The sequence below is a fragment of the Gammaproteobacteria bacterium genome (genome assembly GCA_028819075.1).
Lineage (GTDB): Bacteria > Gemmatimonadota > Gemmatimonadetes > Longimicrobiales > Gaopeijiaceae > BD2-11.
The window spans coordinates 219,671-246,408 of record JAPPMM010000065.1; the positions used below are offsets into that span (position 1 = coordinate 219,671).

The window sequence follows — 26,738 nt, forward strand, 5'->3', positions numbered from 1 at the left end:
TGAGGCGGTCATGCAGCTCTGGGAAGGCGTACGGCTGGCGCTGGGCTACATCCGCAGCGAGAAGCTGAAGAGTTTCTTCAGCCTCCTCGGCGTCATCGTCGGCATCATGTTCCTGATCGTCGTGGTCAGCATTATCGAGGGCGTCGACCGCTACATCCGGGACGATCTGTCCTCCATGGTCTTCGGCGTAAACACGGTGTCCGTGCAGCGCAGCCGGCCGAACGTCGTGGACGGCGATCCGGTTTCCCTGCGCCGCGCCGCGCGCCGGCCCTGGATCGAACTGGGTGACGCCGAGGCCATTCGTGCACGGCTGGAGACGCCGGCCCTGGTGGGGACGGAGACCAACATCGGCGGCGAGGTCGAAGGACCGGGCGGCCGCAAGCTGGAAAACGCATGGCTCATCGCGGCCTCCCCGGAGATCTTCACCATTCGTGACTACGGAGTGGAGCTGGGCCGCCCGTTTTCGCAGGAAGAGGCGGGCCGGGGGGCGTCCGTCGCGGTTCTGGGCAAGGGTGCGGCCGAGCTGCTGTTCGAGGACGCGGATCCCCTGGGAGCAACGGTACGCATTCGCAACGCTCCCTATCGTGTCGTCGGCGTGATCGAGGAACAGGGATCCATGCTCGGCTTCTCGCGAGACAACATGATCGTCGCACCCGCCCGTTCGCCGTTGCGGCGGGTCCTGCGCCGGCGGGACTTCGTGAGCCAGGTGGTCGTCCAGACCGAGACTCCGGAATCGCTCCGGGAGGCTCAGTCCGAGCTCGAAGGGATCATGCGCGCGCGGCACGGCCTGCGGCCGAGCGAGCCCAACGACTTCGACCTGGAAACGGCCGAGGAAAGCCTGAGCTTCTGGGACACCATCTCGCGCGTGCTCTTCGTCGCGTTCCCCGGCCTCGTGGCGATCTCGCTGGTCGTGGGCGGCATAGTGATCATGAACATCATGCTGGTGTCGGTCATGGAGCGCACCCGCGAGATCGGGGTGCGCAAGGCCATCGGGGCGCGGCGCAAGGACATCCTGTTCCAGGTGCTGGTTGAAACCGCCACGCTCTCGGGGGTGGGAGCGGTGATCGGAATCGGGATCGGGATCGGGCTCACCTTCATCGTGCGCGCGGTTTCACCCCTGCCGGCGGCGGTCGCGCCCCACTGGATCGCGCTGGGTGTCGTGTTGGGGGTGTCGGTAGGCGTGATCGCCGGGGTCTACCCGGCGGCGCGGGCGTCCAAGCTCGATCCGGTCGATGCCCTGAGGTACGAGTGATGAAGGCGAACCTGAACACGCTCGGCGAGGGTATCCGGATCGCCCTGAGCGCGATCGGGGCGAGCAAGGTGCGCGCAGGGCTCACCATCCTCGGCGTAGCCATCGGGGTCGCGGTAGTGGTCACCATGGCGGCGATGATCACGGGAATCCGCAGCAGCATCTTCGAGTCCTTCGAGGCCGCGGGCCCGGAGAACTTCTTCGTCATGCCGTTCGACTTCAGCGAAATCCGTCTGACGGGGGACGGGAGCGGGCGGCCGCCCTGGTGGAACCGGCCCGATCTCACGCACGAAGAGATCCGCCGTATCGAACGTTTGCCCGCGGTGGACGAGGCGACGGTGGACTTCGACTTCAGCGTCACCATGTCGTTCGAGGGAAACCGCGTTACCAACATTCAGTCGAGCGGCAACTCGGCCGGCTGGCCCAGCTACACGGCGGGAGACTTCTCCGCGGGCCGCAACTTCGTTCCCAGCGAGGTACAGCAGGCGCGGGCGGTCGTTGTCCTTTCGCGCCCCCTGGCCGAAGAGTTGTTCGGCCAGCGCGATCCCGTTGGCAGGAGTATCCGGGTTTCCGCAAGGACGCGGGGCGTTAACCCGCTCTTTCGGGTCATCGGCGTCTTCGACCTGGAGGGCAACGTTTTCGCGGAGGTCGTCGACCACTTCGCCATCTTCCCATGGACGAGCGCCGAGAAGCGACTCAAGGCCAGGAACCCGTTTCAGAACTTCCTGTCGCTCGTGGTGGTGCCCAGCCCCGATTTCGATCGTGACGAAGCCAAGGACCAGGTCACCACCGTTCTGCGGTCCATGCGAGGGCTCGGCCCCGGTGACGACAACAACTTCGCGCTGATCGAGTCCCAGCAGATGATCGACACGTTCGATCAGCTCACCGCCGTGTTTTTCCTGGTGATGATCGCGCTCTCGTCCGTCGCCCTCATGGTGGGCGGTATCGGTGTGATCGGGATCATGATGATTTCGGTGACTGAGCGGACGCGGGAGATCGGCATCCGAAAGGCCGTCGGCGCAACCCGGAACGAGATCCTCTGGCAGTTCCTGGTGGAAGCCGCGGTGCTGACCTTCATGGGAGGCGCGATCGGGCTGGGGCTGGGAGCGGCGCTGGCGACCGGAATCGAGGCGCGGACGCCGCTCCCCGCGGCCATCCCCCTCTGGTCGGTCATCGCGGCACTGGTTTCCGCCATTGTGACAGGGATGCTGTTCGGCCTCTTCCCGGCTCTGCGCGGCGCGCGCATGACACCGGTCAGGGCGTTGGGCTTCGAGTAGAAAGACCCGAGGCCTGCCCGTCTGCGACGAGGCAGCGCACGTCCACCACCAGCCGCCGCCAACTGGGCACGCGGTCATTTCCAACGCGCAGGGCGGTCGCCCGGGTGCGTCCGCCCGCCCGCAGCCAGGGTCCCAGCCAGCCGCCGATCTCGGGAGGCAGGTAGCCCACGGGATCGCCGGCGGGCAGGTGCACCCACACCGCGCCGTGGCGGCCGTCCGCTGGATCGGGGATGAGCACCAGCGCGTCGCCCGGGTTGAGGGCGTCGAGATGCCGGTCGCGGCCCCCGAATACGGTTCCGTGAACGGTCGAGCGGAACCGCGCCGGCGGGCCCGCGGGAAGTCGTGCCTGGCTCATCGGCGATTCCCTGTTGGATGCACACCTTCAATCGAAACCCCGGGGCGGCTAAAGTTAGGCGCCGGAACCCGTCCCGCCATGAGCAGGCTGCGCCGTTTCCGATGAACCGTCCCGCCCTCTATTTCGACCACGCCGCCACAACGCCCCTGCGGCCGGAGGCGCTGGATGCCATGCGTCCCCACCTTGGCGGCGTCTTCGGCAACCCGTCGAGCGCCCACCGGTGGGGGCGGCAGGCGCGCGCGGCCCTGGACGAGGCGCGGGCGGAGTGCGCGCGCGCGGTCGGGGCCGAGCCCGCGGAGATCGCCTTCGTGCGGGGCGGCACCGAGGCCGACAACATGGCCGTGCTCGGACGGGCCGCGGTCGCGCTGGCGGCGGGAGAGCGCCCGCGCACGGTAGCGACCACGATCGAACACCCCGCGGTGCGGGAGGCGTGCGACGAGGTGGCCGCGCGCGGCGGGGAGAGCGTGCACGTCGAGGTCGACCGGGCGGGCGAACTCGACGAGGACGCGCTCGCGGGCGCCTTGTCGCGGGGGGCGTGCGTGCTCTCGGTGATGTGGGTCAACAACGAGGTCGGCACGGTGCTGCCGGTCGAGCGCGTGGCGCGCCGCGCGCGCGCTGCGGGAGTGGTGGTGCACTCCGACGCGGTGCAGGCGGTGGGCAAGGTGCCGGTGGACTTCGGCCGGGCCGGACTCGACCTGGCCTCCATGACCGCCCACAAGATCGGCGGACCCCGGGGGGTGGGGCTGCTCTACCGCCGGCGCGGCGTGGAGCTCGCGCCCCTCCTCTTCGGCGGCGGGCAGGAGCGCCGCCTGCGGCCGGGGACAGAGGACGTTGCGGGGGCGGTGGGCCTGGCGAAGGCGCTCACCCTGGCCGCGGAGGAACAGGCCGCCGAGGCGGAGCGGCTCGCGGCGGAGCGCGACCGCCTGCAGGCCGCCATCGTCGACGCGCTCCCCGCAGCGCGCGTGTTCGGCGCGGAGGGCGAGCGAGCCCCGCATCTGCTGAACGTGGGGTTCCCCGGGCTGGACGCGGCCACCCTGGTGATGGCCTTCGACCTGGCAGGGGTGGCGGTCTCCGGGGGATCGGCGTGCGCGTCCGGCAGCACCACCACAAGCCCGGTGCTGCGCGCCCTCTACGGCGACGACGCGGAGGGACTGGCTTCCGTGCGCTTCAGCCTGGGCCGCACCACCACTTCCGCAGAGGTGAGCGAGGCCGCGCGCCGGACGGTCGAGATCGTGACCCGCGCCGGCGCGCTCGCCGGCGCAGGAGCAGTCTGACGATGCCCGCCGAGCGGATCCTGGTCGCCATGTCCGGTGGGGTCGACTCGTCGGTTGCGGCCGCCCTGCTCGCCGAACAGGGCCACCAGCTCGTCGGCGCGACCATGAAGACCTTCTGCTACCAGGAGGATCCGGGACCGTCGCGCACCTGCTGCGGGCTCGACGGCATCATGGACGCGCGCCGGGTCGCCGATGCGCTGGGCATCGCCCATTACGTCTTCGACGTGGAGGAGGAGTTCACCCGCGACGTCATCGACGACTTCGTCTCGGAGTACGCGCGCGGACGCACGCCCAACCCCTGCGTCCGGTGCAATTCCAACACCAAGTTCCGGGACCTGCTCCGGCGGGGAGAGCTGCTCGGGTGCGATGCCGTCGCTTCGGGGCACTACGTGCGGGCCGGAGTGGTGGACGGGGAGGCGGCTCTCTTCCGGGGACGCGACCCGGCGAAGGATCAGTCCTACTTCCTGTGGGGCCTTCCCCGCGCGCTGCTGCCCCGGCTGAGGTTTCCGCTGGGCGAACTCACCAAGCCCGAAGTCCGCGCCCGCGCGCGCGAACTCCGCCTCGTCACCGCCGCCAAGCCCGAGTCGCAGGAGATCTGCTTCGTGCCCACCGGCGACTACCGCGATCTGCTGCGACGCAGGCTCGGCGAGCGCCACGACGCGCTCCGGGCCGGCAACCTGGTGGACACCCGCGGACGGGTCGTCGGCCGCCACCAGGGCTACGCCTCCTTCACCGTGGGCCAGCGCCGCGGACTGGGCGGGGGCTTCGACCAGAGGCTGTACGTCGTCGAGATCCGCCCGGACTCGCGCGAGGTGGTGGTGGGCGCGAGAGAGGCGCTGGAGTGCCGCGAGCTCCGGGTGGCCGAACTCAACTGGCTCACTGCGGAGCCGCCCGCGGACGGAACCGTCGTGCGCGCCCAGCTCCGCTACCGGGCTCCGGCGGTGCCGGGCCGCGTTCAGCACGGCGGGGACGGTCTCAATCTCGAGCTGGAGGAGCCCGTGCTCGCGGTCACGCCCGGGCAGTCGGCGGTCTTCTTCGACGGGAGCGAGCGGATTCTCGGCGGCGGACGCATCGCCAACGCGGCCATGGCGGGCGGGACCGCGGGCGGACTCGAGGAGGCGGCCGGAGACCTGGCGCATCGCCCCTGACCCGCGCGTCAATCCAGCGGCTGGGCTCCCTCCAGCAGCCGGAGCAGCTCGCCATCGCTCGCGCCGTTCACGAGAGCTTCCGCTCCGGCCTTGCCCGCCGGAACCTCGGCGACCATCGGGCGCCTGGCGGGATCCGAACAGCAGCGGAAGACCACCCGCCCGGGATGCGCGAGCCCGTGGCGGCCGGTGGTGGCGAAGGCCTCCCACGTGCGGAACGACCCGTCGCGAATCACGCGCTGCATCTGCCGGGCCTCAGTAGCTGAGTTCGGCCACTTCCGCGAACTGCCGGATGGCCTCCTGGGCGTCTTCCGAGAGCGCCTCCGGGACCTGGACCTGGATTTCGACGATCTGATCGCCCACGCGCGCTCCCTTCCGAATCCCGTGCCCACGGACGCGAAAGCGCGCGCCCGGCTGCGTGCCCGCCGGGATCTTGAGCACGACCCTCTTGCCGTGCACGGTCCTGACCCGAATGCGGGTGCCCATGGTGGCCTGCGCGATGTTGAGGGGCACCGTGACGTGGATGTCGCGCCCGTCCCGCCGGAAGAACCGGTGCGGCTTCACCTTGAAGGTGATGATCAGGTCCCCGCGGGTCCCTCCCCTGGCGCCGCGCTCGCCCTGCCCGCTCAGCCGCACCTTTGAGCCCGAGTCCACACCGCGCGGCACGGCCACCCCGATCTTGCGGTTCTGGCGCACCGTTCCCGTCCCCTTGCAGGCGTCACACGGATCGGTGGGAATCCTGCCCCGGCCGAGGCACGCCGGGCAGGGTCGCTTCACGGCAAATCCGCCCTGGCCGAAGGAGACGGTCCCGGTTCCCGAGCACTCCTTGCAGCGGGTGGTGGTCGTTCCCGGCCGAGCCCCGTTGCCCCCGCAGGTGGCGCACTCCTCGGTCATGGGAACCGTGATGGTCACGCGTCCGCCCGTCACCGCCACCTCGAAATCGATGTCCACAACGTACTCTACGTCGTTGCCCTTGCGCGGGCCGGTCGAGGTTTCCCGGGCGGTCTTCCGGCCTCCACGATCGAAGATGGAACCGAAGAGGTCGCCGATCCCGCCCAGATCGTCGAACGAAAACCCCTGTCCGGCACCCGCCGGCCCGGCCCCGGGGGACGCGGGCCCCCGCCGGTTGCCGCCCAGACCGAAGGCGCCCAGGCGCCGCATCTGGTCGTACTGCTTGCGCTTGGCGGAGTCGGAGAGGACCGAGTAGGCTTCCCCCACCTCCTTGAACCGCTCGGACGCCGCGGCGTCGCCCTGGTTGGCGTCCGGGTGATATCGCTTCGCCAACCGGCGATACGCCTTCTTGATCTCCTCGGGCGTCGCCTTCTCCGAGACGCCCAGGGCCTTGTAGTAGTCTTTCGTCGCCGGCGACATCGATCGCAGCCGATCTAGCCGTGCTTGCGCACGCTGACGCGCGCGGGCCGCACCAGGTGGCCTTCAAGCAGGTACCCCCGCTGCAGAACCATGTCCACCGTGTCGTCATCGTCCTCCGAGGAGGCGGGGGCCGTCATGACGGCCTCCATCACGTTCGGGTCGAAGTCCTCGCCGGCCGGGTCGAGCACCTCCAGGCCCGCCTCCGCAAGCGCCCGCAGCAGCTTCCGTTCCACCATGTCGACGCCTTCCACGATGTCCTGCACGGACGCCGTCTTCGGATCCAGAAGGGCGACCCGCTGAAGGTCGTCGACCGACTCCACCAGGCGGCGCACCAGGTCCGCCTGCGCGCGCGCCCAGGTTTCCAGCTTCTCGGCGCGCACCCTCTTGCGATAATTCTCGAATTCCGCTGCGAGACGCAGATGGCGGTCGTTGAGATGGTCGATCTCGCGTTCGAGATCGCTTCTGGATGGGCCCGGCTCGTCAGGGGCGTCCGCGCCCGCTCCGTCCTCGCGCGTGGATGCCTCCCCGTCGGCTTCGCCCCGCGACCCGCTCGCCGGGAAATCCTCGTCGCGGGACGCCGCCGGCCCCGGACCATCGGCGCGCGCGTCATCCGGCGGGGCGCCTTCTTCGGGTTCTACCCGCGGGGCTTCGGAATCGGCCTCGGAAGCCGGGTCTGCCTGGTTGTCGAAAGTCCTGGGGCTCATCTATCTCGTTTGGAGTTGAGGCGTTGACGGCGCTGCGGGCCCGCAAACGATACCCCGCTACCGAACGAGATGTCCAGTAGGCGGGATTCAGCGCCACCCGTGGGATCGACCAGCGTTCCAAAGGGTAGATTCCGGCATTCCCCACGGGCGGCATCCGTTCGTCCGGAAGCAGGAACGTGGAAACAGCGGAGGAAGGGCGTGGCACGTCGCGCCGGCGCGGAATCGCTACGCATCGTGATCCTCGGATGCGGAAGGATGGGCCGGTCGATCGATGCGCTCGCGCGGACCCGGGGCTTCGACGTGCTGGCCAGGCTGGAGCGCCGCGAGGTGGAAGGACGCCGGGAAGCAACGCGCGACCGCATCGCCGGAGCCGATGTGGCGCTGGAGTTCACCACATCCGCGTCGGCTGCCTCCAATATTCGCCTTTGCGTGGAGGCGGGGTGCCCCGTCGTCTCCGGCACGACGGGATGGTCCGAGCAGTTGCCCGCGGTCGCCGCCTGGGTGAAGGAACGGGGCGGGGCGCTGCTATGGGCCCCCAACTTCTCCTTCGGGGCAGTCGCCCTCCAACTGCTGGCGCACCGGGCGGGCGAACTCTTCGCCGGCGCGGGCGGCTTCGACGCGCATGTGGTTGAAACCCATCACGCCGGCAAGCTCGACGCCCCGTCCGGCACGGCCATCGCTCTGGAACAGTCGCTGGAAGAAGGATTGGGACGGAGCTCTTCGATTACATCGATCCGGACCGGGCACGTTCCCGGCACACACGAGATATCGATCGACGGTCCCCGCGAGCGACTCGTCCTGCGCCACGAAGCCCGCGACCGCGGCGTGTTCGCGGAGGGCGCGCTGCGGGCGGCGACGTGGCTGGTCGGTCGTACGGGGGTATACACCATGCGAGATCTTCTCGCGGGAGAGGCAGGGTGAAGCACGAGACGCTGAGGGGATGCGGAACGGCGCTGGTAACGCCGTTCCGGGAAACGGGAGAGGTGGACGAGGCGGCGCTGCGGTCGCTGGTCGATTGGCAGATCGAAGAGGGCATCGATTTCCTTGTGCCCGCGGGCTCCACCGGGGAGGCGGCGACGCTCTCGGTCGAGGAGCACGAGCGGGTGGTGGCGGTCACGGTCGAGCAGGCCGCCGGACGCGTCCCCGTCGTGGGGGGGGCGGGATCGAACGACACTGCCGAGGCGATCGAGCTCTCGCTCAGGATCGCGTCGACCGGCGTGACCCACCTGATGCACGTCTCGCCCCCGTACAACCGCCCGCAGCAGCGCGGGCTGATCGAGCACTTCACCGCGGTCGCGGACGCGGCTCCCCGCCCGGTGGTGCTCTACAACGTGCCGGGCCGCACGGGCAGCAACATCGCCGCCGCCACCACCCTGGCGCTGGCCGCGCACCCCAACATCGTGGGGACCAAGGAGGCCGCGGGCAGCTGCGACCAGGTCGCGGAGATCGCCCGCGGCCGGCCTCGCGGATTCGGGCTGCTGTCGGGCGACGATTCCATGACGGTGCCGTTCATGGCGCTCGGCGCCGACGGCGTGATCTCGGTGGTCAGCAACGCCACCCCGCGCGCCATGGCGGAGCTGGTGGGGGCGATGGCGTGCGGCGACCTGCAGCGCGCGCGGGCCCTGCACTACCGCCTCGCCGACTGGATGCGGGTGGCGTTCGTCGAGTCGAACCCCGTGCCGGTCAAGGCGGCGCTGGGGATGCTGGGGCGCATCCATCCCCGGGTCAGGCTGCCGCTTGCTTCCCTTGCCGAGACCCACCACGAAACCGTGGCGGCGGCCGTGCGAGCCGCGGAGGGGACATGAGCCCATCCATCCCGGGCCTCGGGACAACGCTGCAGGAGCGCATCGACGCGCTCCATGCCTGGCCCGCCGGCGAGGCTCTTCCGGAGGCCGCCGAAAAGGTCGTGGGCGAACTGCTGGGGCGCCTGGAGGGGGGATCGCTGCGCTCCGCCGTGCATGAGGACGATGGCTCCTGGGCGGCGGTGCCCTGGGTGAAGCGGGGGATCCTGGTGGCCTTCCGCAGCGGGCGCGTCACCCCGGTCGCCGCCCCCGGCGGCAGCGCGGTCGACGCCCGGGCTCCATCCGCCTTCCTGGACAAGCACAACCTGCCCGTGCGCCGCTTCGCCTCCGGGGAGGGCGTCCGGGTGGTGCCGGGCGGCTCGGCCGTGCGCCGCGGAGCCTACCTCGGTCCCGGGGTGGTGTGCATGCCGCCCATGTACGTGAACGTGGGCGCCTGGGTGGGGGCGGGCAGCATGATCGACTCGCACGCGCTGGTGGGCTCGTGCGCCCAGATCGGGGAGCGCGTGCATCTGAGCGCGGCGGCCCAGATCGGCGGCGTCCTGGAGCCCGTGGGCGCGGCCCCGGTGGTGATCGAGGACGACGTGCTGGTGGGGGGCAATGCCGGCGTCTACGAGGGGACGGTGGTGCGGCGCGGGGCGGTGCTGGCCGCGGGAGTCATCCTGACGCGCGGGACCCCGGTCTTCGACCTGGTGCGCGAGGAGGTGTATCGCGCCGGCCCCTCGCGGCCGCTCGAGATTCCCGAGGACGCCGTGGTCGTCCCCGGGGGGCGCGCGGTCACCGGCAAGTGGGGCCGCGCGCAGGGGCTGTCGCTGTATGCCCCGGTCATCGTGAAGTACCGGGACGCCGGGACGGATCTGGCGACCACCCTGGAGGACTGGCTGCGGTAGCAGCCCGCCGACGACACTTCCCGGCATTCGGGCGGCGCTGCATCCGCGCCGGACCGCGTCGCTCCGCCATGCCGGACTGCCGAATACACTGCCCGTGGTGGTCTACCCACTACCGGTAGTGGGTATCGCCGGCAAGCGGCGCCCCTGCGCCGACCCTCAGCCGCCCCGCAACATCCGGTACAGGAGCGCGAGCACGGCCTGGGCGCTGCGTTCGCGGACCGCCCGCCGCCCGCCCGGAAACAGGCTCCGGCGCGCCCGGGTGCGGCCGTCCAGGTGAACCGCGTACCACACCGTGCCCACGGGCTTCTCCGCCGATCCCCCGCCCGGCCCGGCCACACCGGTCACGGCCACCCCGGCGTCGGCGCCGAAGGCCCGGGCCACCCCCTCCGCCATGGCGCGCGCCACCTCCTCGGATACCGCGCCCTTCCGGGCCAGCAGGTCGCGGGACACCCCCAGATGGGCGCGCTTGGCATCGTCCGCATAGGTGACCATCCCCCCCGGAAAGTACTCGGAGGACCCCGGCAGCTCCGTGATGCGCCGCGCCACCAAGCCGCCCGTGCAGCTCTCCGCCACCGCGAGAGTTCGCCCGGATGACGTCATTTCCGCCGCGATGCACTCGACGATATCCCCGCTCTCGGCCGGGTAGCGGTACGGCCGCAGGACCGGCTCGACCAGCGCTTCCACCCGGTCGAGCCGGCGTGCAGCCCGGGGATCGTCGGGGGTCGCGCGCGCACTCAGCCGAACGTCGACCCCGGTGAGCCGCGGCAGGAAGGCGATGGACACCGCACCCAGGTTCTCGGGAACGCCCGCGTCGATGCGCTCGGCGAGCGAGGATTCGGCGATGCCGGTGGTGTGGAAGACGCGGTGCACCAGGGGCAGCAGACGGTCGCCCAGACGGTCGCGCAGCAACGGCTCGACGCCCGTGTCGAACAGCCCGCGCATCTCCGCGGGGACGCCGGGGAGGAGCACGACGATCCCGCCTTCCACGTCCAGGACCAGTCCGGGGGCGGTCCCGACCCGGTTGGGAAGCACCTGCGCGCCCTCGGGCACCCGGGCCATGCGCTCGTTGCCCGCCGGAAGCGGGGTCCTGCGCCAGGTCGCCCAGCGAGTCCTGAGCTCGTCGAGCAGCTCCTCATCCAGACGAAGGGGCCTGCCCAGCGCCTCGGCCACGACTTCCCGCGTGATGTCGTCCGCAGTGGGACCCAGGCCTCCCGTCACCAGCACGACGTCGGCAACCTCCAGAGCGCGCGCGAGCGCCCCCCGGATGTCGGCCGCGCTGTCCCCGACCACGAACCTCGCCCGCACCGGAAGCCCCAGGCTCCCCGCCCGCCGGCCCATCCAGGCGCCGTTGCTGTCGACGGTGAAGCCGGCCAGAAGCTCGTCGCCCACCGCGACGATGGCGCAGCTGGCCGGGGGAGGCGCCGTCCGGGTCAGCGGTTGCTCCCGGCCAGGCCGCGGTTGCGCCAGAAATAGAGCCCCATCGAATAGATCGTCAGCACCAGCGCCAGCAGCAGGGCCAGGCCGATGACCGCGCTGTGGAAGTGGACCCACAGATCCCAGACGGCTCCGCTCCAGCTTCCCTGTTCCGCGAAGCGGACCAGGGCGTACCACAGGAGCACGGCTCCCATGAACACGTTCTGCAGAAGGGCCTTGTACTTCCCGGCGCGGTCGGCGGCGATCACCACCCCCCGGCGCACGGCGAAACCCCGCAGGAGGGTCACCATCAACTCGCGCCCCAGCAGGACGACGAGCACCCAAAGCGGAAGTTCGCCCCACCACGGAATCTCGCCCCCTCCCGCCGGACGGTGCGAGACGATGTAGATGGGCACGAGGGTGGACACCAGCAGCAGCTTGTCGGCGATGGGGTCCAGCAGCTTGCCCAGGTCGCTGATGAGGTTGTGCTTGCGCGCCAGATAGCCGTCCCACACATCGCTCAGCGCCGCCGCCAGAAAGAGACCGAAGGTGACCGCCAGCACCGTGCCGTCGGACGACAGGGCCAGGAAGAAGATCGCGGGACAGGCAGCCATCCGCGACAGCGTAATGATGTTGGGCAGATTCCGTTGGCTCGCCATGGCGGACCTCAGCGAAGCGACTGCACCACCAGCCTGCTCACCGCCGCGAGCGTCTCGAAGACGCCCTTGCCCTCCGTGGCGACGCTCTCGAAGTCCGGCACGCCGGCCGGATTCAGGCGCGCACGCAACTGTTGCACCGGAACGATGCCCGGCAGGTCGCGCTTGTTGTACTGGATCACGAAGGGAAGACGGGAGACATCGCACCCGCGCGCCTCCAGTGTTTCGTAGAGACTCTGCATCGCCTCGTCGTTGGCTTCGTCGCGGTCGATCTGGTAATCGGCTACTAAGACGACCCCGTCCACGCCCTCGAGGAGAATCCGGCGTCTGCTCTCGAAATAAGCCTGACCCGGCACGGTGTAGAGGTGGAAGCGGGTCCGGAGGCCCTGTACGTCGCCAAGATCGAGGGCCAGAAAGTCGAACAGCAGCGTGCTGCCCTGCTTCGTGGCCAGGGAGATGAGCTCGCCCCGGTTTCCGGGATCGACGCGGGAGTGGACGTATTCGATGTTGGTGGTCTTGCCCCCCTGCCCCGGCCCGCAGTAGAGGATCTTGCAGTTGACCTCCCGGCCGGCGTAGTTCGTCATCGGCATGGCTTCACGCCATCTTCTCGCTAAGCCCGGTCTCCAGCACCGCCAGCTCCCGCTCCATCCGCGCTTCGATGGCCCGTGCCCGATCGCGGAGCAGCTTGCGGGGCTCCCACGCCATGTAGTCCTTCAGGAGGTTCACCGTGTTCACCGAGGCGCGGGCGCGCGCCATGTGCCCCAGAGCCGCGAGCCGCCGAAAGACCCGCGGGCTGAAGAGGTCCCGCTGGTGCCGGGTCATCTGGTCGTGGGCGACCAGAACCGCGACACCCCCGACCGCCACCAGCAGCAGCGCCACCAGCCCCACCTTCTTCAGCTTCTTGTTCATCCGCTGGCTCCACCGCCCCGGCGGCGATTCCGTTTCCTACATCTCACGGCGCGCTTCCAGCGCCTGTGCGAGCGTCGTCCCATCCACGAACTCCAGGTCGCTGCCCACGGGTACGCCCGTGGCCAGGCGCGTCACCCTCAGGCCCATCGGCCTGAGCTGACGTTCGATATACACCGCCGTCGCCTCGCCCTCAACCCGCGGGTTGGTGGCGAGGATGATCTCGCGCACCTCACCCTCCGCCGAGCGGATGCGCTCGAACAGGGACCGCAGGTTCAACTGCTCGGGCCCGATCCCGTCCAGGGGCGACAGGCGACCGCCCAGTACATGATACACCCCCCCGTACCTTCCGGTGCGCTCCACCGCACCGACATCGAAACTCCCCTCGACCACGCAGATCGTGGAAGTGTCCCGCCGCGGGTTGGAACATATCGCGCAGCACTCTTCGTCGCCGAAGTTGCCGCACGTCGCACAGGGACGCACCCGTTCAGCCAGGACCTCGATGGCGGCGGCGAGCCTTCGGGACTCGTCCGGGCCGGTGCGGAGCAGGTGATGCACCAGGCGGAGCGCGGTCCTGGGGCCGACCCCGGGGAGTCGGGAGAACTCGCTGGTGACCCGGTCGATCACCGACATCGAGCCTTCCCGCGCCGCTAGAACAGTTTGGGAAGCTGTCCCGGCATCGGAAAGCCGCCGGTCATCTTCTTCATTTCGGCCTCGTAGTGCCGGCGCGCCTTGCTCTGCGCCTCCCCCACCGCGGCCAGAACGAGATCCTCGAGCATCTCGACATCGTCGGGATCCACGGCCGAGGGTTCGATCGTGATGCTGCGCACCGTACCCTTGCCGTCCACCACCGCGGTCACCATGCCTCCGCCGGAGGATGCGCTCAGTTCCTGTCGGTCCAGGGTCTCCTGAAGCTCGGTGACCCGGCTCTGCATCTGCTGTCCCAACTGGATGAGCCGCTGCAGATCTTTCATCGAGTGGTTCTCGGGGGCGAGGGTGTGTGAGGAGCGGGCGTGAATGCATCGCCGCTCGAATGCCGGGGGAAGTTGGTCCAACGGGCTGCTAATCCACCAATTCGAGATCGAGTTCTTCTACCGCGCGTGCCAGGAGTGGTTCCCGCTCCACGAGCTCCTCCAGACGCTCCTGCCGCACCTGTTCCGGAGACACCGCGCGGGGTGCGCGGGGCGCCGCCCGGCCACCCTCGACGATGTCGATTTCGGGGGTGTAGTCAAGGTGACGGGCGAGCGCCTGCCTGAGCGATGCGACCGAGTTGCGGGGAAGATCATCGAGTCCCATGCCGTCGGGAAGTCCGATCCTCAACCCACTCTCTCCAGCCTTCTCGACGGATGCACCCTTGAGGATGGTCAGCAGGCCGCCGGGCAGGGTTCCCCGTCCCTGACGGAGTACGGTCTCGAAGGCCGTGACGAGATCCGGACCGGTGGTGGCGGAGGACGAAACGGGCTCCGGAGCGGGCGACGGCACTGCGGACGGACGGGACGCGGGCGGCGGCGCCGCGGGCGGACGGGACGCGGGCGACGGACGGGAAGGGGGTGACGGCCGGGAAGGGGTCGGCTTCGGATCCGCCGCCGGGCGCGCCGGCGCGCCGCCGAGGCCCTCGATCAGATCCTCGATCAGGACGGTGTGCTCCAGGTGGCTCAGGCGCAGCAGCAGGAGCTCGATCAGGACACGCGGCTGGCTCACCCGCTTCAGGCTGCCCTGTGACTCGAGATCGGCCGCCATCGCCAGCATGCGCACCAGATCGGCGGCTTCGAAGTGCCGTGCGCGCGCTTCGAGGGCGGCGCGGTACTCGCCGCCCGCATCGACGGATTCCTCGCCGTCCAGACGGACGCGCAGGAGCAGGCGCAGACTCTCCACCAGACCGTGGTAGAACTCCACCAGGTCGTAACCCTCGTCCACGAGCGCCTCGACGAAGGAAAAAACATCCCGGTGACGGTGCCCGTGGATGATGTCGAAGAGTTCGAGGAAGCGTTCCTCCTCGACCAGGCCGAGCACCTCCCGCACCGCTCCGGGGGCGACCTCGCCCCCGGTGAGCGCCAGAACCTGGTCGAGAAGCGAGAGAGCGTCGCGCATCCCCCCATCGGCCTTGCGCGCGATGATGCGCAGTGCTTCGGCGGAGGCCCGTGCGCCTTCGCTTCCGATCACCTGCTCCAGTCTGGCCACGATGTCGGCCACCCCGAGCCGCCGGAAGTCGAACCTCTGGCAGCGGGAGAGGATGGGCGATGCGGACTGCTGGATGCGCTGGGGCTCGGTGGTGGCGAAGATGAACATCACCCGGGGAGGCGGCTCCTCCAGAATCTTGAGCAGAGCATTCCACGCCTCCCGCGTGAGCATGTGCGCTTCGTCTACGATGTAGACCTTGAAGCGATACTCGTCGGAGGGCGCGTACATCGCCCGCTCGCGCAGGCTGCGGGCGTCGTCGACGCCCCGGTTGGAGGCCGCGTCGATCTCCACGACGTCCAGCGATGTGCGGCCGCTCCAGATGAGCGAGCAGCTCTCGCATGTGCCGCAGGGTTCGCCCTCGCCTGTTCGCGCAGGGCAGTTGAGCGCCATGGCCAGGACGCGCGCCAGTGTGGTCTTGCCGACGCCCCGCGGACCGCAGAAGAGGTAGGCGTGACCGGTGCGGTCTGCGCTCACCGCCCGCCGCAGCGTCTCGGAAACGTGTTCCTGGGTCGCAACCTCGGCGAAGCGCCGGGGACGGTACTTGCGGGCTAGCGCGGTATGGGACACGCGGATTCGGCTGCGGGAGAAAGGAACATGCCCCAGGTGAACCGCAGCCGCGATCGCCGCACGTACCGCTGCTGCCTGCACGGCCCTGACGGGGTTCGGTGGGTCTTCGCTCTGCGGACCTGGGGCACGCAGCAATCTGGATTCGGGGGTATCGCGCGTCAAGCGGAAGCGGGGGCCGCCAGCCCGGCCCCGCTCGACGCCGGCCAGCGGGGCGGATGGGTGCGCGAACCGGGTCAGAGGCGCCACGCATCGGCGACATGGTCGACGTGCGGAACACGCGACGCGTCGCGTGTGCTCCCGAACTGGACCGCCACCGCGTCGAAGCGCAGCGACAGTCCCCTGAGGCCGCCACGCGCATGCATCCAGGCGCGGGCGACCTTGGCGATCTCGCCCTTCTTGCGTTCCGTGATGGCCTCGAGTGGATGGCCGAAGCCCGTTCCCCGTCGCGCCTTGACCTCCACGAAGGCCACCGTGCGCCCGCGGCGCACGATCAGATCCACCTCGTTGCGGCCCGCGCGGTAGTTGCGCTCCAGCACGGTCCAGCCCGCGTCCTCGAGATGGCGCGCGGCGATCGCTTCGCCCTCGCGCCCCAACTGCCCGCTTGCGGTCATGAATGAATGTGCGGGCGAAGCGCGGGCGCTGGAATGGCTTCGTGGGACCGCGGCTACTCCAGCATCGGGATGCGGATTCCCTCGCGCCGAGCGGTCCGGAGGGCGATGGGGTAGCCGGCGTCGGCGTGGCGCGCGACCCCGATGCCGGGGTCGTTGGTGAGCACCCGCTCGATGCGCGCCCGCATCCCGGGGGTGCCGTCGGCGACCACGACCTGGCCGGCGTGAAGCGAGTAGCCGATTCCGACGCCGCCGCCGTGGTGGAAGGACACCCAGCTGGCCCCCGACGCGGTGTTGAGCAGCGCATTCAGGATCGGCCAGTCCGCGATGGCGTCGCTGCCGTCGCGCATGGCCTCGGTTTCGCGGTTGGGGGAAGCGACGCTCCCGGTGTCAAGGTGGTCGCGGCCGATGACTACCGGCGCGCTCACCTCCCCGCTTGCCACCAGGTCGTTGATGGCGCACCCGAAGCGCGCCCGCTCTCCCTGCCCCAGCCAGCAGATGCGCGCGGGGAGGCCTTGAAACGCGACCCGGTCGCGGGCCAGCCGGATCCAGCGGCACAGGTGCTCGTCGCGGGGGAACATCTCCAGCACCAGGTCGTCGATACGGTGAATGTCGGCGGGATCTCCCGAGAGCGCGGCCCAGCGGAAGGGGCCCCTGCCCTCGCAGAACAGGTCGCGGATGTAGGCGGGCACGAAGCCCGGATAGGCGAAGGCGTTGTCCAGGCCCGCCTCCAGGGCAATGCCGCGCAGGTTGTTGCCGTAGTCGAACGCCACCGCGCCGGCTTCCTGCATCGCCACGATGGCCGCGCAGTGGGCGCGCATGGAGGAAAGCGACCGCCGCTGGTACTCCTTCGGGTCGGCTTTGCGCAGGCGCGCGGCTTCTTCGAGGGAGAGGCCGGCCGGGACGTACCCGCCCAGGGGGTCGTGCGCCGATGTCTGGTCGGTGACCACATCCGGGGTCACGCCGCGCGCCACCAGCTCCGGAAGCACCTCGGCGCAGTTGCCCACCAGCCCGACCGAGACCGCCTCGCCCGACCGCGCCGCGCCCCGCACCCACGCCAGGGCTTCGTCGAGGTCGTGGGTCATGCGGTCGCAGTAGCGGGTCGCGATGCGCCGCTCGATGCGCTCGGCGTCGACCTCCACGCACAGGATGGCGCCCTCGTTCATGGTGGCGGCGAGCGGCTGGGCTCCACCCATGCCCCCCATCCCGCCGGTCAGCACCCAGTGTCCGCGCAGAGATGCCCCGAAGTGCTTGCGGGCGAGTGCGCCGAAGGTCTCGTAGGTGCCCTGGAGGATGCCCTGGGTGCCGATGTAGATCCACGACCCCGCCGTCATTTGCCCGAACATGATGAGGCCGCGCCTCTCCAGCTCCCGGAAGTGCTCCCAGGTCGCCCATTTGCCGACCAGGTTGGCGTTCGCGATGAGCACCCGCGGCGCCTCCGGATGGGTGCGGAACACCCCCACCGGCTTTCCGGACTGAACGAGCAGCGTCTCGTCGTCGGCGAGGCCGCGCAGCGTGCGCACGATGGCGTCGAAGGCGTCCCAGGAGCGCGCCGCCCTTCCGGTGCCGCCGTACACCACCAGGGCGTCGGGCGCTTCGGCAACCTCGGGGTCGAGGTTGTTCATGAGCATGCGCAGGGCGGCCTCCTGGGTCCAGCCGCGGCACGAAATGCGCTCTCCCCTGGGAGCCCGCACGGTGCGGGTCCGTGGCGTGCGGGTCATGAGCCTCCCCCGGCGCTGCGGGTGATGTCGGCGATGGCGCCCGAAGCCACCAGATCGGCGAGCGCCTCCAGGTCCGCGGTCAGCGACCGGTCGCCGGAAAGCGTCGCAACCCGGGTACGAACGAGCGCGTGAATCTCCTCGACCGCGTCGCTGGAACGCAGCGGACGGCGGTAGTCGATGCCCTGCGCCGCGCACATGAGTTCGGCGGCCAGGATGTGCTCCAGACAGGACACGGCCCGCCCCGCCTTGCGCGCAGCCGCGAGCCCCATGGCGACGTGGTCTTCCTGGCCGGCGCTGGTCGGCACCGAGTCGACGCTGGCCGGGTGGGCCAGAACGCGCATCTCCGACAGCAGGTCGGCGACCACCACCTGCGCGACCATCAGGCCGCTCTCGAGCCCCGGGCGCCGGGCGAGAAAGGCGGGCAGCCCGAGCGACAGGTCCGGGTTGACGAGCCGCTCGATGCGGCGCTCGCACATGGACGCCACGTCCACCACCGCGATCGCGAGAAGGTCGAGCGCCTGCGCCACGATCTGGGCGTGGAAGTTGCCTCCGGAGAGGACCTCGCGGGACTCGCCGGCGCCCCCTGCCGCTTCCGGGAACACCAGGGGATTGTCGGTCGCGCTGTTCACCTCCACCTCGAGGATGCGCCGCGCGTAGCCGAGCGCGGAGCGAGCGGCCCCGTGCACCTGCGGGATGCAGCGAAGCGAGTACGCATCCTGCACCCGCGGGTCGCCGAGGCGGTGCGACTCGCGAATCTCGGATCCCGCGATGAGGGCGCGCAGGCGGGCAGCCGACGCCGCCTGCCCGGGGTGGGGCCGCGCGGCCTGGATCTCCGGCCGGAACGCCTCGGGGGTCCCCAGGAGGGCTTCCGTCGACATCGCGCCGCTCGCCTCGGCGGTGTCCAGCGCCCGCTCCGCGGCCAGCAGCGCCAGAACCCCCAGCGCGGTGGTCGCCTGGGTGCCGTTGATGAGCGCGAGGCCCTCCTTGGGTCCCAGCCCGATCGGCGCGAGCCCCGATTCGGCCAGGACGTCTTCCATCGAGCGCTGCTCGCCGCCCATCTCGCCCATCCCCTCGCCCAGAAGGCTCAGGGCCACGTGCGCCAGGGGCGCGAGATCACCGCTCGCACCCACCGAGCCGAATTCGGGGATGACGGGGTGGATCCCGCGGTCGAGCATGTCCAGCAGCCGCTCTACGAGCCGCGGGCGGCATCCCGAATGTCCCCGGGCCAGGGCGTTTGCGCGCAGCAGCATGATCGCCCGCACGCATTCGCGGGGCAGGGGTTCGCCGACGCCGGAGGCGTGGCTGCGGATGAGATTGTGCTGCAGCGCCCTGCGGTCCTCGGGCGCAATGACGACCTCGGCCAGCCGCCCGAACCCGGTGGTCATGCCGTAGACCGGCTCGCCCGACCCGATCAGCCGCTCGATCGTGGCGCGGGAGGCCCGCATGCGCCGGGCGGCCGCGGCGTCCAGCGAAAGACGCTGCGTGCCGGGGGCCGAGCGCGCCACCGCCTCCACCGCCTCCAGCGTGAGCGAGTGTCCGTCGATCGGGATCCCGTGCGGAACGTCCAATTTCGGCTACATCAGGAGGACGGTGGCGAGGCCCAGCAGGAGCAGGAAGCCCAGGAAATCGGTCGCGGTGTGCAGGAAGACCGAGGACGCGACCGCCGGGTCGAATCCCAGGCGGTGCAGCAACATGGGGATGAACGCCCCTCCGAACCCCGCCATCAGCATCGTGCCCCACATCGAGATCAGCACGACCAGCCCGAGGCGCGGATCTCCGCCCGGCACGAGCAGGCTCGCCCCGGCCACGATGCCTCCCAGCACGGCCCCGTTCACAAGCCCCACCAGGACTTCCTTGCTCACCACCGCCCCCGGATCGGCGCCCACATCGTCGCGCAGCGCCAAGCGGCGCACCGTCACCGCCAGGGCCTGGGACCCGGCGTTCCCGCCCATCCCGGCGATCACGGGCATGACGACCGCGAGAATGACGGCGCTCTCGACGGTATCGGCGTAGAAATAGACCACCAGCGCTGCCGCGGTCGCGGTCAACAGGTTCAGGACCAGCCACGGAAGACGGGTTCGGACCGCTGCCACCCAGTTCGCCCCCAGCGACTCGTCGTCCGAGACACCGCCGAAGCGCAGGATGTCCTCTGTCTGCTCGGCTTCCATCACATCGAGCACGTCGTCGAAGGTAATCCGCCCCAGCAGCTTTCCACCGGGATCCACCACCGGTACCGTGGGCAGGTTGTAGCGGGCCATGAGGCGGCCAACCTCCTCCTGGTCCTCGTCCGGGCTCACCGCGGCCGCCACGGGCTCCACCAGCGTCGATACCGGGTCCTCCGGCTCAGCCAGGATCAGATCGTCGAGAGGGACCGTTCCCACCAGCCGCCCGCTGCCGTCGACAACCCACACGGTGTAGAAGTCCTCCACCTCCCTGCCCTGCCGGCGGACCTCCTCGATCGCCTGCCCGGCGCTGAGGATTTCCGGCACCGAGACCAGCGCCGCGGTCATGATGCCGCCCGCGCTCTCCTCCGGATAGGCGAGCAGTTCGCGGATCTCTCCCGCGTCCTCGACGGACATCTCCGCGAGGATGCGCGCCCGCTCCTCGGGCTGCAGGTCGGCTACCAGGTCGGTGGCGTCGTCGTCGGCCAGCTCGCTCAGCAGTTTCGCGCCGCGGTGGGGCGTCATGGCCGCAAGCAGATCCGCCGCGTGCTCGTCCTCCTCCATCTCGGCGAGGGTCTCGGAGGCCAGCTCGGCGGGGAGAGCGCGCAGAACCACAAGGCGGTCGGCGTCCGAGAGCGACTCCAGGACATCCGCCACATCCGAAGGATGCAGCTTCGCCAGGGTATGGTTCGCCTCCGCGATCTTCCCCTGGGCGATCGCGGCCAGCAGAACCTCCTTGCGGAGCGCGAGGGACTCTTGCGACGACACGGCGAATGGTCCGGAAGCTAGGGCGGGTTCGACGAGGCGCGAGAATTCTCGCGGGACCCGTCGCCGGCGGCAAGCACCCGCTTCACCAGCGCTTCCTGGCGGAGGAAGAAGGCGCTCGCGAAGCGATCCTCGGCGGGATGGTCGTACCCCAGCGCGTGGAGGGTTCCGTGGATGGCGAGCCGCACCAGTTCCTCGTGCGCGGACAGACCGAGTTCGGCTGCCTGGCGCAGGGCCTGCGGGTAGCCGATGTAGATGTCGGCCAGCAGCGGCTCATCCGGACCGTGCAGGGCGAAGGAGATCACGTCGGTGACGCGGTCGCGGCCGAGGTAGTCGCGATTCAGGGCACGGATGCGGTCGTCTCCGACGAGGGTGAGCGACACCTCCCCATGCATCGTTTCCTCGTCGGCGCACGTGGTGCGCACGGCACGGACCAGGCTCGCGCGCACACGCGCCGAAATCGCCGATTCGGCCGCGGCCGGGGAGTCAACGTCAACCAGCACCTGGGGCCCGGTCACGGTTCCGGGAGCGGTGTCAGGGGGAGGAGGAGGGGGACGGCGCGGCGTCGCCGGCGGGATCACCGTTTGCGGCGGCTTCCGAGGGTTCGTCGCCGGCCGCTTCGCCGTCATCGCGAGCCTTGCTGATATGCGCCGTTTCGGGATAGTCGATGCGGCGGTGGTACATCGCTTCGAGCACCTTCGCGAACTGCTCCTTCACGAGCGATACCTGCGCGAAGGTGAGCGGAGCCTCGTCCAACTGGCCATCGGCCACCCGGCTGTCCACGATCGCGTCGACCATGGCTCGGATGCGTTCCGGGGTGGGATCGCGCAGGGTGCGGGCGGCCGACTCCACGGGATCTGCCAGGAGCGCCACCGCGGTCTCCCTGGACTGCGGCTTCGGTCCCGCATAGTGGAACTCGGTTGCGTCGACATTCTCTTCACCGGCCTGCTCGAGCGCCTTGCCGTAGAAGTAGCCGATGCGCTGGGTGCCGTGGTGCTCGGCGATGAAGGCCGAGATGGCCGCGGGCAGCTTTTCCTGACGGGCCAGCCGGAGTCCTTCGACCACGTGGCGCCGCAGGATGGCCGCCGAGATCGCCGGATCGAGCCGGTCGTGCGGGTTTACGCCCCCGTGCTGGTTCTCGATGAAGTACTGCGGCTCGAGCACCTTGCCGACGTCGTGGTAGTACGTGCCCACCCGGCACAGAAGCCCGTTCGCGCCGATGGCCGTGCCTGCCGCTTCGGCCAGGTTGGCCACGTTGACGGTGTGGGCGTAGGTGCCGGGTGCCTCCATGGACAGGCGCTTGAGCAGCGTGCGGTTGGGATCCGCGAACTCGAGCAGCGTCTGATCGGTGGTGATGCCCGTGAACCACTCGAACGCGGGCACGAAGAGGAGCGCCAGGCCCGCGCTTACGATGGCGTTCCCGGTGGTCCAGCCGATGGAGGGGAGCACCCCCGCGGAGGGCTGCATCCGACTGAGCCACAGTGAGAGCGTGACGAAGGCATAGGATCCGGCGATTACGGCGATGAAGGTCCAGCTCTGCGAGCGCCGCCGCACGACTCCTACGGCGAGCGCCGCCGCGCCGCCGCCCACCATGGTGGTCACCATCACTTCCGCGCCCTGGAAGGGCGTTAGCGACGCGGTAACGACGGCCAGCACCAGCGCGAGCATGAGGGCGAGGCGGCCGTCCCACACCACCGCCACCGAGAGCGTCACGAAGGCAATGGGGAGCAGCTCGGGCGGGAAGATGGCAACCCGCGAAATGACGATTGCGGAGGCGAAGTAGGTGGCCAGCAGCAGAGCCAGGAGCGTCATCCAGCGGATGTTGGTGTACACCTCGCCGCGATAGGCCCACAGCACGATCCAGAGCATCCCGAGCAGCAGCACCTGCAGGAGGTACGCGCCGAGGGACGGCAGAAAGCCCGTGGCCGTCGCGCCGAGCAGCCCGAGCGTCCGTAGCTGCTCTTCGTAGGCGCGCAGGCGGACCAGGTCCTCGTCGGTGACCTGCTGGTTGGCGCGCAGGATGGCCTCTCCGGTGAGCACGTTGCCGCGCGTGGTGGCGACGGACTGGCGGGCCGCCGTGCGCCGGGCCGCCGTGGCCTCCTGGTTGGGCACGTAGCTGAACTCGCGGAAGCGGATGAGGAGCAGACGCAGGATCTCGGTCGCCTCCGGAGAAGCGTCGTCGGGCAGCAGCGCGGCGGAGCGGTTGTAGAGGTCGGTGGCGGTCAGCAGCTCGGCGGCCGACACGAAACGTTCACCGCCCTCGTCGAGCACCGTGATGCGGTCACCGAGGTTATCCCGTGTCGTCGCATCGACCACGCCGGCCGGGATGAGTTCCCGCGCGGCGCGCAGTGCGGCCCGGAGCACTTCCTCGCGGACGGCCGCATCCCGCAGCATCTCCACCAGCGCAGGTGTCGCGGCGATGTTCTCGGCCGCCAGCACGGAATCGAGCGCCGCGGGGCCCGCCCCCAGGGTATCCTCGACCGTGGCGAAGAAACGGTTGAGGGCGTCGGCGGTGGAGTCGCCCGCCTCCGGACGGTAGCGGTAGATCATCGGCACCGCGGCAACCGCGGCCGCCCGGTCGCGCTCCAGCTCGGCCGCGGACTTGGGCACCGCGAACTCGACCTCGGCAATCAGATCCTCGGTCGCGACCACCCCGGCCTCGTACCCGCTCACGTCGGCCACCCGCGGGTTGGGCGGGAACCCCACCGTCACCAGGAGGGCGAGCCCGGCGAGCATCAGGACGCGCGCGCCGTGGTGGACGACCGCCTCGGGCCACAGGCGCTCCGGCGGGCTCGACAGCATGCGCCAGAGGGTCACCGGGGCTCTCCTTCCACGGTGTCCTTCTCGTACGCGCGGATGATGTGCTTCACCAGCCGATGGCGGATGACATCCACCGCGTCCAGATAGACGAGCGCGATACCGTTCACGTTGCGGAGGATGTTCTCCACCTGAAGCAGACCCGAATCCGCTCGGTTCGGGAGGTCGATCTGGGTCTTGTCGCCGGTGATGACCACGCGCGAGTTCAGGCCCAGGCGGGTCAGGAACATCTTCATCTGGGCGCGGGTGGCGTTCTGGGCCTCGTCCAGGATGACGAAGGCGTCCGAAAGCGTGCGGCCGCGCATGTAGGCGAGGGGCGCGATTTCGATGGTGCGATCGTCCAGGGCGCGGCGCACGCGCTCGGGCGGCATCATGTCCTCCAGCGCATCGTAGAGGGGCCGCAGGTAGGGGTCGACCTTCTCCTGCAGGTCGCCGGGGAGAAAGCCCAGGTTCTCGCCCGCCTCCACCGCGGGCCGGGCCAGCACGATGCGCCGCACCCGCTTGCGGTAGAGCGCCTCCACCGCCTTGGCCACGGCCAGATAGGTCTTGCCTGTGCCGGCCGGACCGATCGAAATGACGATTTCGAAGCTGTCGATGGCCTCGACGTAGCGCCGCTGTCCCTCGGAGCGCGGGCTGATCACCCGGCGTGACCCGGGCAGCGCGATGCGGGACGGCTCTCCCGCCTCCACGGGTGCCGCCCGGCCGCCGCTGGCGTGCTCTTCCGCGAAGCGTGCGATGTCGGAGGCGTCGAACCCGACCCTCATGCGGGCCAGCTCGATCATGTGGCGCACCACGGGGACGGCCCGCTCCACGCCTTCGAGGGCCCCCGAGAGCAGCAGCCGGTCGCCGCGCAGGATCACCCGGATGCCGAAGAGACGCGCCAGTCCCTGCATATTGGCGTCGTTGACCCCGGCCAGCAGGAGCGGATCGGCTCCCTCGGTGTCGAGGCGGTGCTCCACTATGGTCTGGGTCATGCCAGCTTCAGCGCCTCCAGCTCCGCCCTTCCCGGACGTCCGGGCGCGGCCTCGAAGAGGGCCCTCGCCGCGGTGGTCTTCGGGAACGCGATCACGTCTCTCAGGCTTGTGGCTCCCGCGAAATGCTGCACGATGCGGTCCATCCCCAGCGCGATTCCGCCATGCGGAGGAGCACCGGAACGCAACGCCCGAAGGAGGAAGCCGAAGCGCTCTTCGATCTGCCGGTCGCCCAGGCCCAGAGCCCGCAGGACGCGCTCCTGCAATGCCGCGTCGTGGATGCGCAGGCTGCCCGATCCGAGTTCCGAACCGTTATACACCAGATCGTACGCGCGTGCCCCGCACGAAAGCGGATCCGACTCCAGTCGAGGCAGGTCCTCCTCCGCCGGCATCACGAAGGGATGGTGGTTGAAGGTGATGCCCGCTCCGTCCGGAAGCGGGTCGAAGAGCGGGAAGTCGAGAATCCACGCCCACGCATGCTCCCGGCCGCGTGGGACGGCGGCCACATCCGCCGCCCGCAGCCTCGCCGCCGCGAGAGCCGGCGAGGTGACCGCATCCGGGCCGGCTGCGGCCAGGGCCAGATCGCCGGCACGCAGGCTCAGCGCGTCGTAGTGCCCCTCGCCCAAGAAGCGGGCGAGCGGACCCGAACCGCCGTCTTCGGTGCGCTTGACCCAGAGCAGCCCGGGCGCACCGGCCTTCCTTGCGGCCGACTCGATCACCCCCACCTGCTTGCGGGAGAGCGATGCACCTCCCGGAAGGCGGAGCCCGCGCACGCGCCCGCCCGCCTCCAGCGCCGCGCGCGTAATGCGGAAGTCCACATCCGCGAAGGGCTCCGACCAGTCCTCGATCTCAAGCCCGAAGCGGAGGTCGGGACGGTCGCTGCCATAGCCGTCCAGGGCATCGCGGTACGCCATGCGCTGGAACGGCGCGGGCGTGCCCATCCCCGCCACCTCGGAAAGGCGGACCATGAGTCCCTCGATCCACCCCAGGATATCCTCCGGCGCGATGAACGATGCCTCCACGTCGATCTGGGTGAACTCGGGCTGCCGGTCGGTGCGCTGATCCTCGTCGCGGAAACAGCGCGCGATCTGGAAGTAGCGGTCGAACCCCGCGGTCATGAGGATCTGCTTGTAGATCTGCGGGCTCTGCGGCAGGGCGTAGAACTCTCCCGGGTGGACGCGGCTGGGCACCAGGAAGTCGCGCGCCCCCTCCGGCATCGGCTTGGTGAGGATCGGGGTCTCGATCTCGAGGAAGCCCAGCCGGTCGAGGTAGTTGCGGGTCTCGAGCACCAGCCGGTGACGCAGTTCCAGCGCGGCCTGCATGGGCGCGCGCCGCAGGTCCAGATGGCGGTGCAGCAGCCGCAGTTCCTCCGCCGGAGGCTCCTCTCCCGGGTTCTGGTGCACCGGGATGGCGGGCGTGTCTGCGTCCCCGAGCAGTTCGAAGCTCGTGGCCTGCAGTTCCACCGCACCGGTCGCCATTTCGGGGTTTTGCGCCTCTGCCGGCCGTCGGACGACCTCGCCGCGCACCGCGATCACGTCTTCGGCGCCGAGCTTGCCCGCCGCCCTGAACGACTCCGGTTCCGTCCAGTCGGGGCCGAAGGAAACCTGCACGATCCCGGAGCGGTCGCGCAGATCGATGAACACCATGCCGCCCAGGTCGCGGCGCCGATGAACCCAGCCGGCGAGTCGCTGCGTGCGGCCCGCGTCCTGTTCGCGGAGGCTTCCCGCCATGCGCGACCGCCGGGAAGTGCGCTCCGGTTTCGGATCAGTCATGTGAGCCCGGGTTGAAAGCGGGGACAAGCCGACGAATCGGACTTGCGGGGAGTGCTCGTCGAACATCTCGCGAGCGGGGATGGAAGAGGAAGCCGACGGCCCCTCTCCTGCGAAATCGCGCTAAGTTAGTCAGCG

The 26,738-nt window shown here is 70.1% G+C and carries 26 protein-coding genes and 1 other RNA gene; 7 read left to right on the forward strand and 20 right to left on the reverse strand.

The window, feature by feature from the left end:
- Positions 1–10 precede the first annotated feature (10 nt).
- Together OXU32_17765 and OXU32_17770 are read left to right on the forward strand one after the other, a co-directional pair.
- A complete protein-coding gene (locus tag OXU32_17765; protein MDE0075803.1) occupies positions 11–1,252 on the forward strand; it encodes an ABC transporter permease in 1,242 nt (413 codons plus the stop codon).
- Complete coding sequence (locus OXU32_17770; GenBank protein ID MDE0075804.1) at positions 1,252–2,526, forward strand: ABC transporter permease; 1,275 nt, start codon at positions 1,252–1,254, stop codon at positions 2,524–2,526. The genes OXU32_17765 and OXU32_17770 overlap by 1 nt, the downstream gene beginning before the upstream one ends.
- Here OXU32_17770 and OXU32_17775 read toward each other — a convergent pair.
- Positions 2,504–2,881, reverse strand: a complete 378-nt coding sequence (locus OXU32_17775; protein MDE0075805.1) for a hypothetical protein — start codon at positions 2,879–2,881, stop codon at positions 2,504–2,506. The genes OXU32_17770 and OXU32_17775 overlap by 23 nt on opposite strands.
- Before the next feature lie 101 nt (positions 2,882–2,982).
- On the opposite strand from OXU32_17775, the gene OXU32_17780 reads away from it, so the two are divergent.
- Positions 2,983–4,155: a cysteine desulfurase family protein gene (locus tag OXU32_17780; protein ID MDE0075806.1), complete on the forward strand. Its 1,173-nt coding sequence runs from the start codon at positions 2,983–2,985 to the stop codon at positions 4,153–4,155.
- Between the two features lie 2 nt (positions 4,156–4,157).
- A complete protein-coding gene (gene mnmA, locus OXU32_17785) occupies positions 4,158–5,303 on the forward strand; it encodes a tRNA 2-thiouridine(34) synthase MnmA (protein ID MDE0075807.1) in 1,146 nt (381 codons plus the stop codon).
- Positions 5,304–5,311: 8 nt separating this feature from the next.
- On the opposite strand, the gene OXU32_17790 is transcribed toward mnmA, so the two are convergent.
- The 3 genes from OXU32_17790 to OXU32_17800 are packed head-to-tail and all read right to left on the reverse strand — an operon-like array spanning position 5,312 to position 7,375.
- A complete protein-coding gene (locus OXU32_17790; GenBank protein ID MDE0075808.1) occupies positions 5,312–5,545 on the reverse strand; it encodes a hypothetical protein in 234 nt (77 codons plus the stop codon).
- A 10-nt stretch (positions 5,546–5,555) separates the two neighbouring features.
- A complete protein-coding gene (gene dnaJ / locus OXU32_17795; GenBank protein MDE0075809.1) occupies positions 5,556–6,671 on the reverse strand; it encodes a molecular chaperone DnaJ in 1,116 nt (371 codons plus the stop codon).
- Between the two features lie 14 nt (positions 6,672–6,685).
- Positions 6,686–7,375, reverse strand: coding sequence for a nucleotide exchange factor GrpE (locus OXU32_17800; GenBank protein MDE0075810.1), 690 nt, complete (start codon positions 7,373–7,375; stop codon positions 6,686–6,688).
- 198 nt (positions 7,376–7,573) lie between these two features.
- Here OXU32_17800 and OXU32_17805 point away from each other — a divergent pair, with 198 nt between their 5' ends.
- Genes OXU32_17805 through OXU32_17815 form a run of 3 tightly spaced genes read left to right on the forward strand, consistent with a single transcriptional unit; the run spans position 7,574 to position 10,064 of the window.
- Positions 7,574–8,296, forward strand: a complete 723-nt coding sequence (locus tag OXU32_17805; protein MDE0075811.1) for a dihydrodipicolinate reductase — start codon at positions 7,574–7,576, stop codon at positions 8,294–8,296.
- Entirely contained in the window at positions 8,293–9,180 is an 888-nt protein-coding gene (dapA, locus tag OXU32_17810; GenBank protein ID MDE0075812.1) for a 4-hydroxy-tetrahydrodipicolinate synthase, read from the forward strand. Before OXU32_17805 ends, dapA begins: the two co-directional genes overlap by 4 nt.
- Entirely contained in the window at positions 9,177–10,064 is an 888-nt protein-coding gene (locus OXU32_17815; GenBank protein ID MDE0075813.1) for a 2,3,4,5-tetrahydropyridine-2,6-dicarboxylate N-succinyltransferase, read from the forward strand. The genes dapA and OXU32_17815 overlap by 4 nt, the downstream gene beginning before the upstream one ends.
- 156 nt (positions 10,065–10,220) lie before the next feature.
- On the opposite strand, the gene OXU32_17820 is transcribed toward OXU32_17815, so the two are convergent.
- The 16 genes from OXU32_17820 to aspS all read right to left on the reverse strand — a co-directional run bounded on the left by OXU32_17820 (position 10,221) and on the right by aspS (position 26,603).
- Positions 10,221–11,531 (reverse strand): competence/damage-inducible protein A, encoded by a 1,311-nt coding sequence (locus OXU32_17820; protein ID MDE0075814.1) that lies wholly within the window; start codon positions 11,529–11,531, stop codon positions 10,221–10,223.
- Positions 11,495–12,136 (reverse strand): CDP-diacylglycerol--glycerol-3-phosphate 3-phosphatidyltransferase, encoded by a 642-nt coding sequence (pgsA, locus tag OXU32_17825; GenBank protein MDE0075815.1) that lies wholly within the window; start codon positions 12,134–12,136, stop codon positions 11,495–11,497. The genes OXU32_17820 and pgsA overlap by 37 nt, the downstream gene beginning before the upstream one ends.
- 8 nt (positions 12,137–12,144) lie before the next feature.
- Positions 12,145–12,723, reverse strand: a complete 579-nt coding sequence (locus tag OXU32_17830) for a gliding-motility protein MglA (protein ID MDE0075816.1) — start codon at positions 12,721–12,723, stop codon at positions 12,145–12,147.
- 4 nt (positions 12,724–12,727) lie between these two features.
- Positions 12,728–13,042 carry a hypothetical protein gene (locus tag OXU32_17835; GenBank protein ID MDE0075817.1) on the reverse strand — a complete coding sequence of 105 codons (315 nt, stop codon included), beginning with the start codon at positions 13,040–13,042 and terminating at the stop codon, positions 12,728–12,730.
- Positions 13,043–13,078: 36 nt separating this feature from the next.
- Positions 13,079–13,672, reverse strand: a complete 594-nt coding sequence (gene recR / locus OXU32_17840) for a recombination mediator RecR (GenBank protein ID MDE0075818.1) — start codon at positions 13,670–13,672, stop codon at positions 13,079–13,081.
- Between the two features lie 17 nt (positions 13,673–13,689).
- A complete protein-coding gene (locus OXU32_17845; protein ID MDE0075819.1) occupies positions 13,690–14,013 on the reverse strand; it encodes a YbaB/EbfC family nucleoid-associated protein in 324 nt (107 codons plus the stop codon).
- 88 nt (positions 14,014–14,101) lie between these two features.
- Positions 14,102–15,787: a DNA polymerase III subunit gamma/tau gene (gene dnaX / locus OXU32_17850; protein MDE0075820.1), complete on the reverse strand. Its 1,686-nt coding sequence runs from the start codon at positions 15,785–15,787 to the stop codon at positions 14,102–14,104.
- Positions 15,788–15,814: 27 nt separating this feature from the next.
- Positions 15,815–15,912: signal recognition particle sRNA small type (ffs, locus tag OXU32_17855), an RNA gene on the reverse strand.
- A gap of 108 nt (positions 15,913–16,020) precedes the next feature.
- Complete coding sequence (locus tag OXU32_17860) at positions 16,021–16,398, reverse strand: YraN family protein (GenBank protein MDE0075821.1); 378 nt, start codon at positions 16,396–16,398, stop codon at positions 16,021–16,023.
- A 53-nt stretch (positions 16,399–16,451) separates the two neighbouring features.
- Positions 16,452–18,116 (reverse strand): urocanate hydratase, encoded by a 1,665-nt coding sequence (hutU, locus tag OXU32_17865; GenBank protein MDE0075822.1) that lies wholly within the window; start codon positions 18,114–18,116, stop codon positions 16,452–16,454.
- Positions 18,113–19,684, reverse strand: coding sequence for a histidine ammonia-lyase (gene hutH, locus OXU32_17870; GenBank protein ID MDE0075823.1), 1,572 nt, complete (start codon positions 19,682–19,684; stop codon positions 18,113–18,115). The genes hutU and hutH overlap by 4 nt, the downstream gene beginning before the upstream one ends.
- Before the next feature lie 6 nt (positions 19,685–19,690).
- Positions 19,691–21,046, reverse strand: coding sequence for a magnesium transporter (gene mgtE / locus OXU32_17875; GenBank protein MDE0075824.1), 1,356 nt, complete (start codon positions 21,044–21,046; stop codon positions 19,691–19,693).
- 17 nt (positions 21,047–21,063) lie between these two features.
- On the reverse strand, positions 21,064–21,672 hold the full coding sequence (gene ybeY / locus OXU32_17880; GenBank protein ID MDE0075825.1) for an rRNA maturation RNase YbeY: 609 nt from the start codon (positions 21,670–21,672) through the stop codon (positions 21,064–21,066).
- Positions 21,578–23,860, reverse strand: a complete 2,283-nt coding sequence (locus OXU32_17885) for an HDIG domain-containing protein (protein MDE0075826.1) — start codon at positions 23,858–23,860, stop codon at positions 21,578–21,580. The genes ybeY and OXU32_17885 overlap by 95 nt, the downstream gene beginning before the upstream one ends.
- A complete protein-coding gene (locus OXU32_17890) occupies positions 23,857–24,834 on the reverse strand; it encodes a PhoH family protein (protein ID MDE0075827.1) in 978 nt (325 codons plus the stop codon). The genes OXU32_17885 and OXU32_17890 overlap by 4 nt, the downstream gene beginning before the upstream one ends.
- Positions 24,831–26,603, reverse strand: coding sequence for an aspartate--tRNA ligase (gene aspS, locus OXU32_17895; protein MDE0075828.1), 1,773 nt, complete (start codon positions 26,601–26,603; stop codon positions 24,831–24,833). Before aspS ends, OXU32_17890 begins: the two co-directional genes overlap by 4 nt.
- Positions 26,604–26,738: the final 135 nt, after the last annotated feature.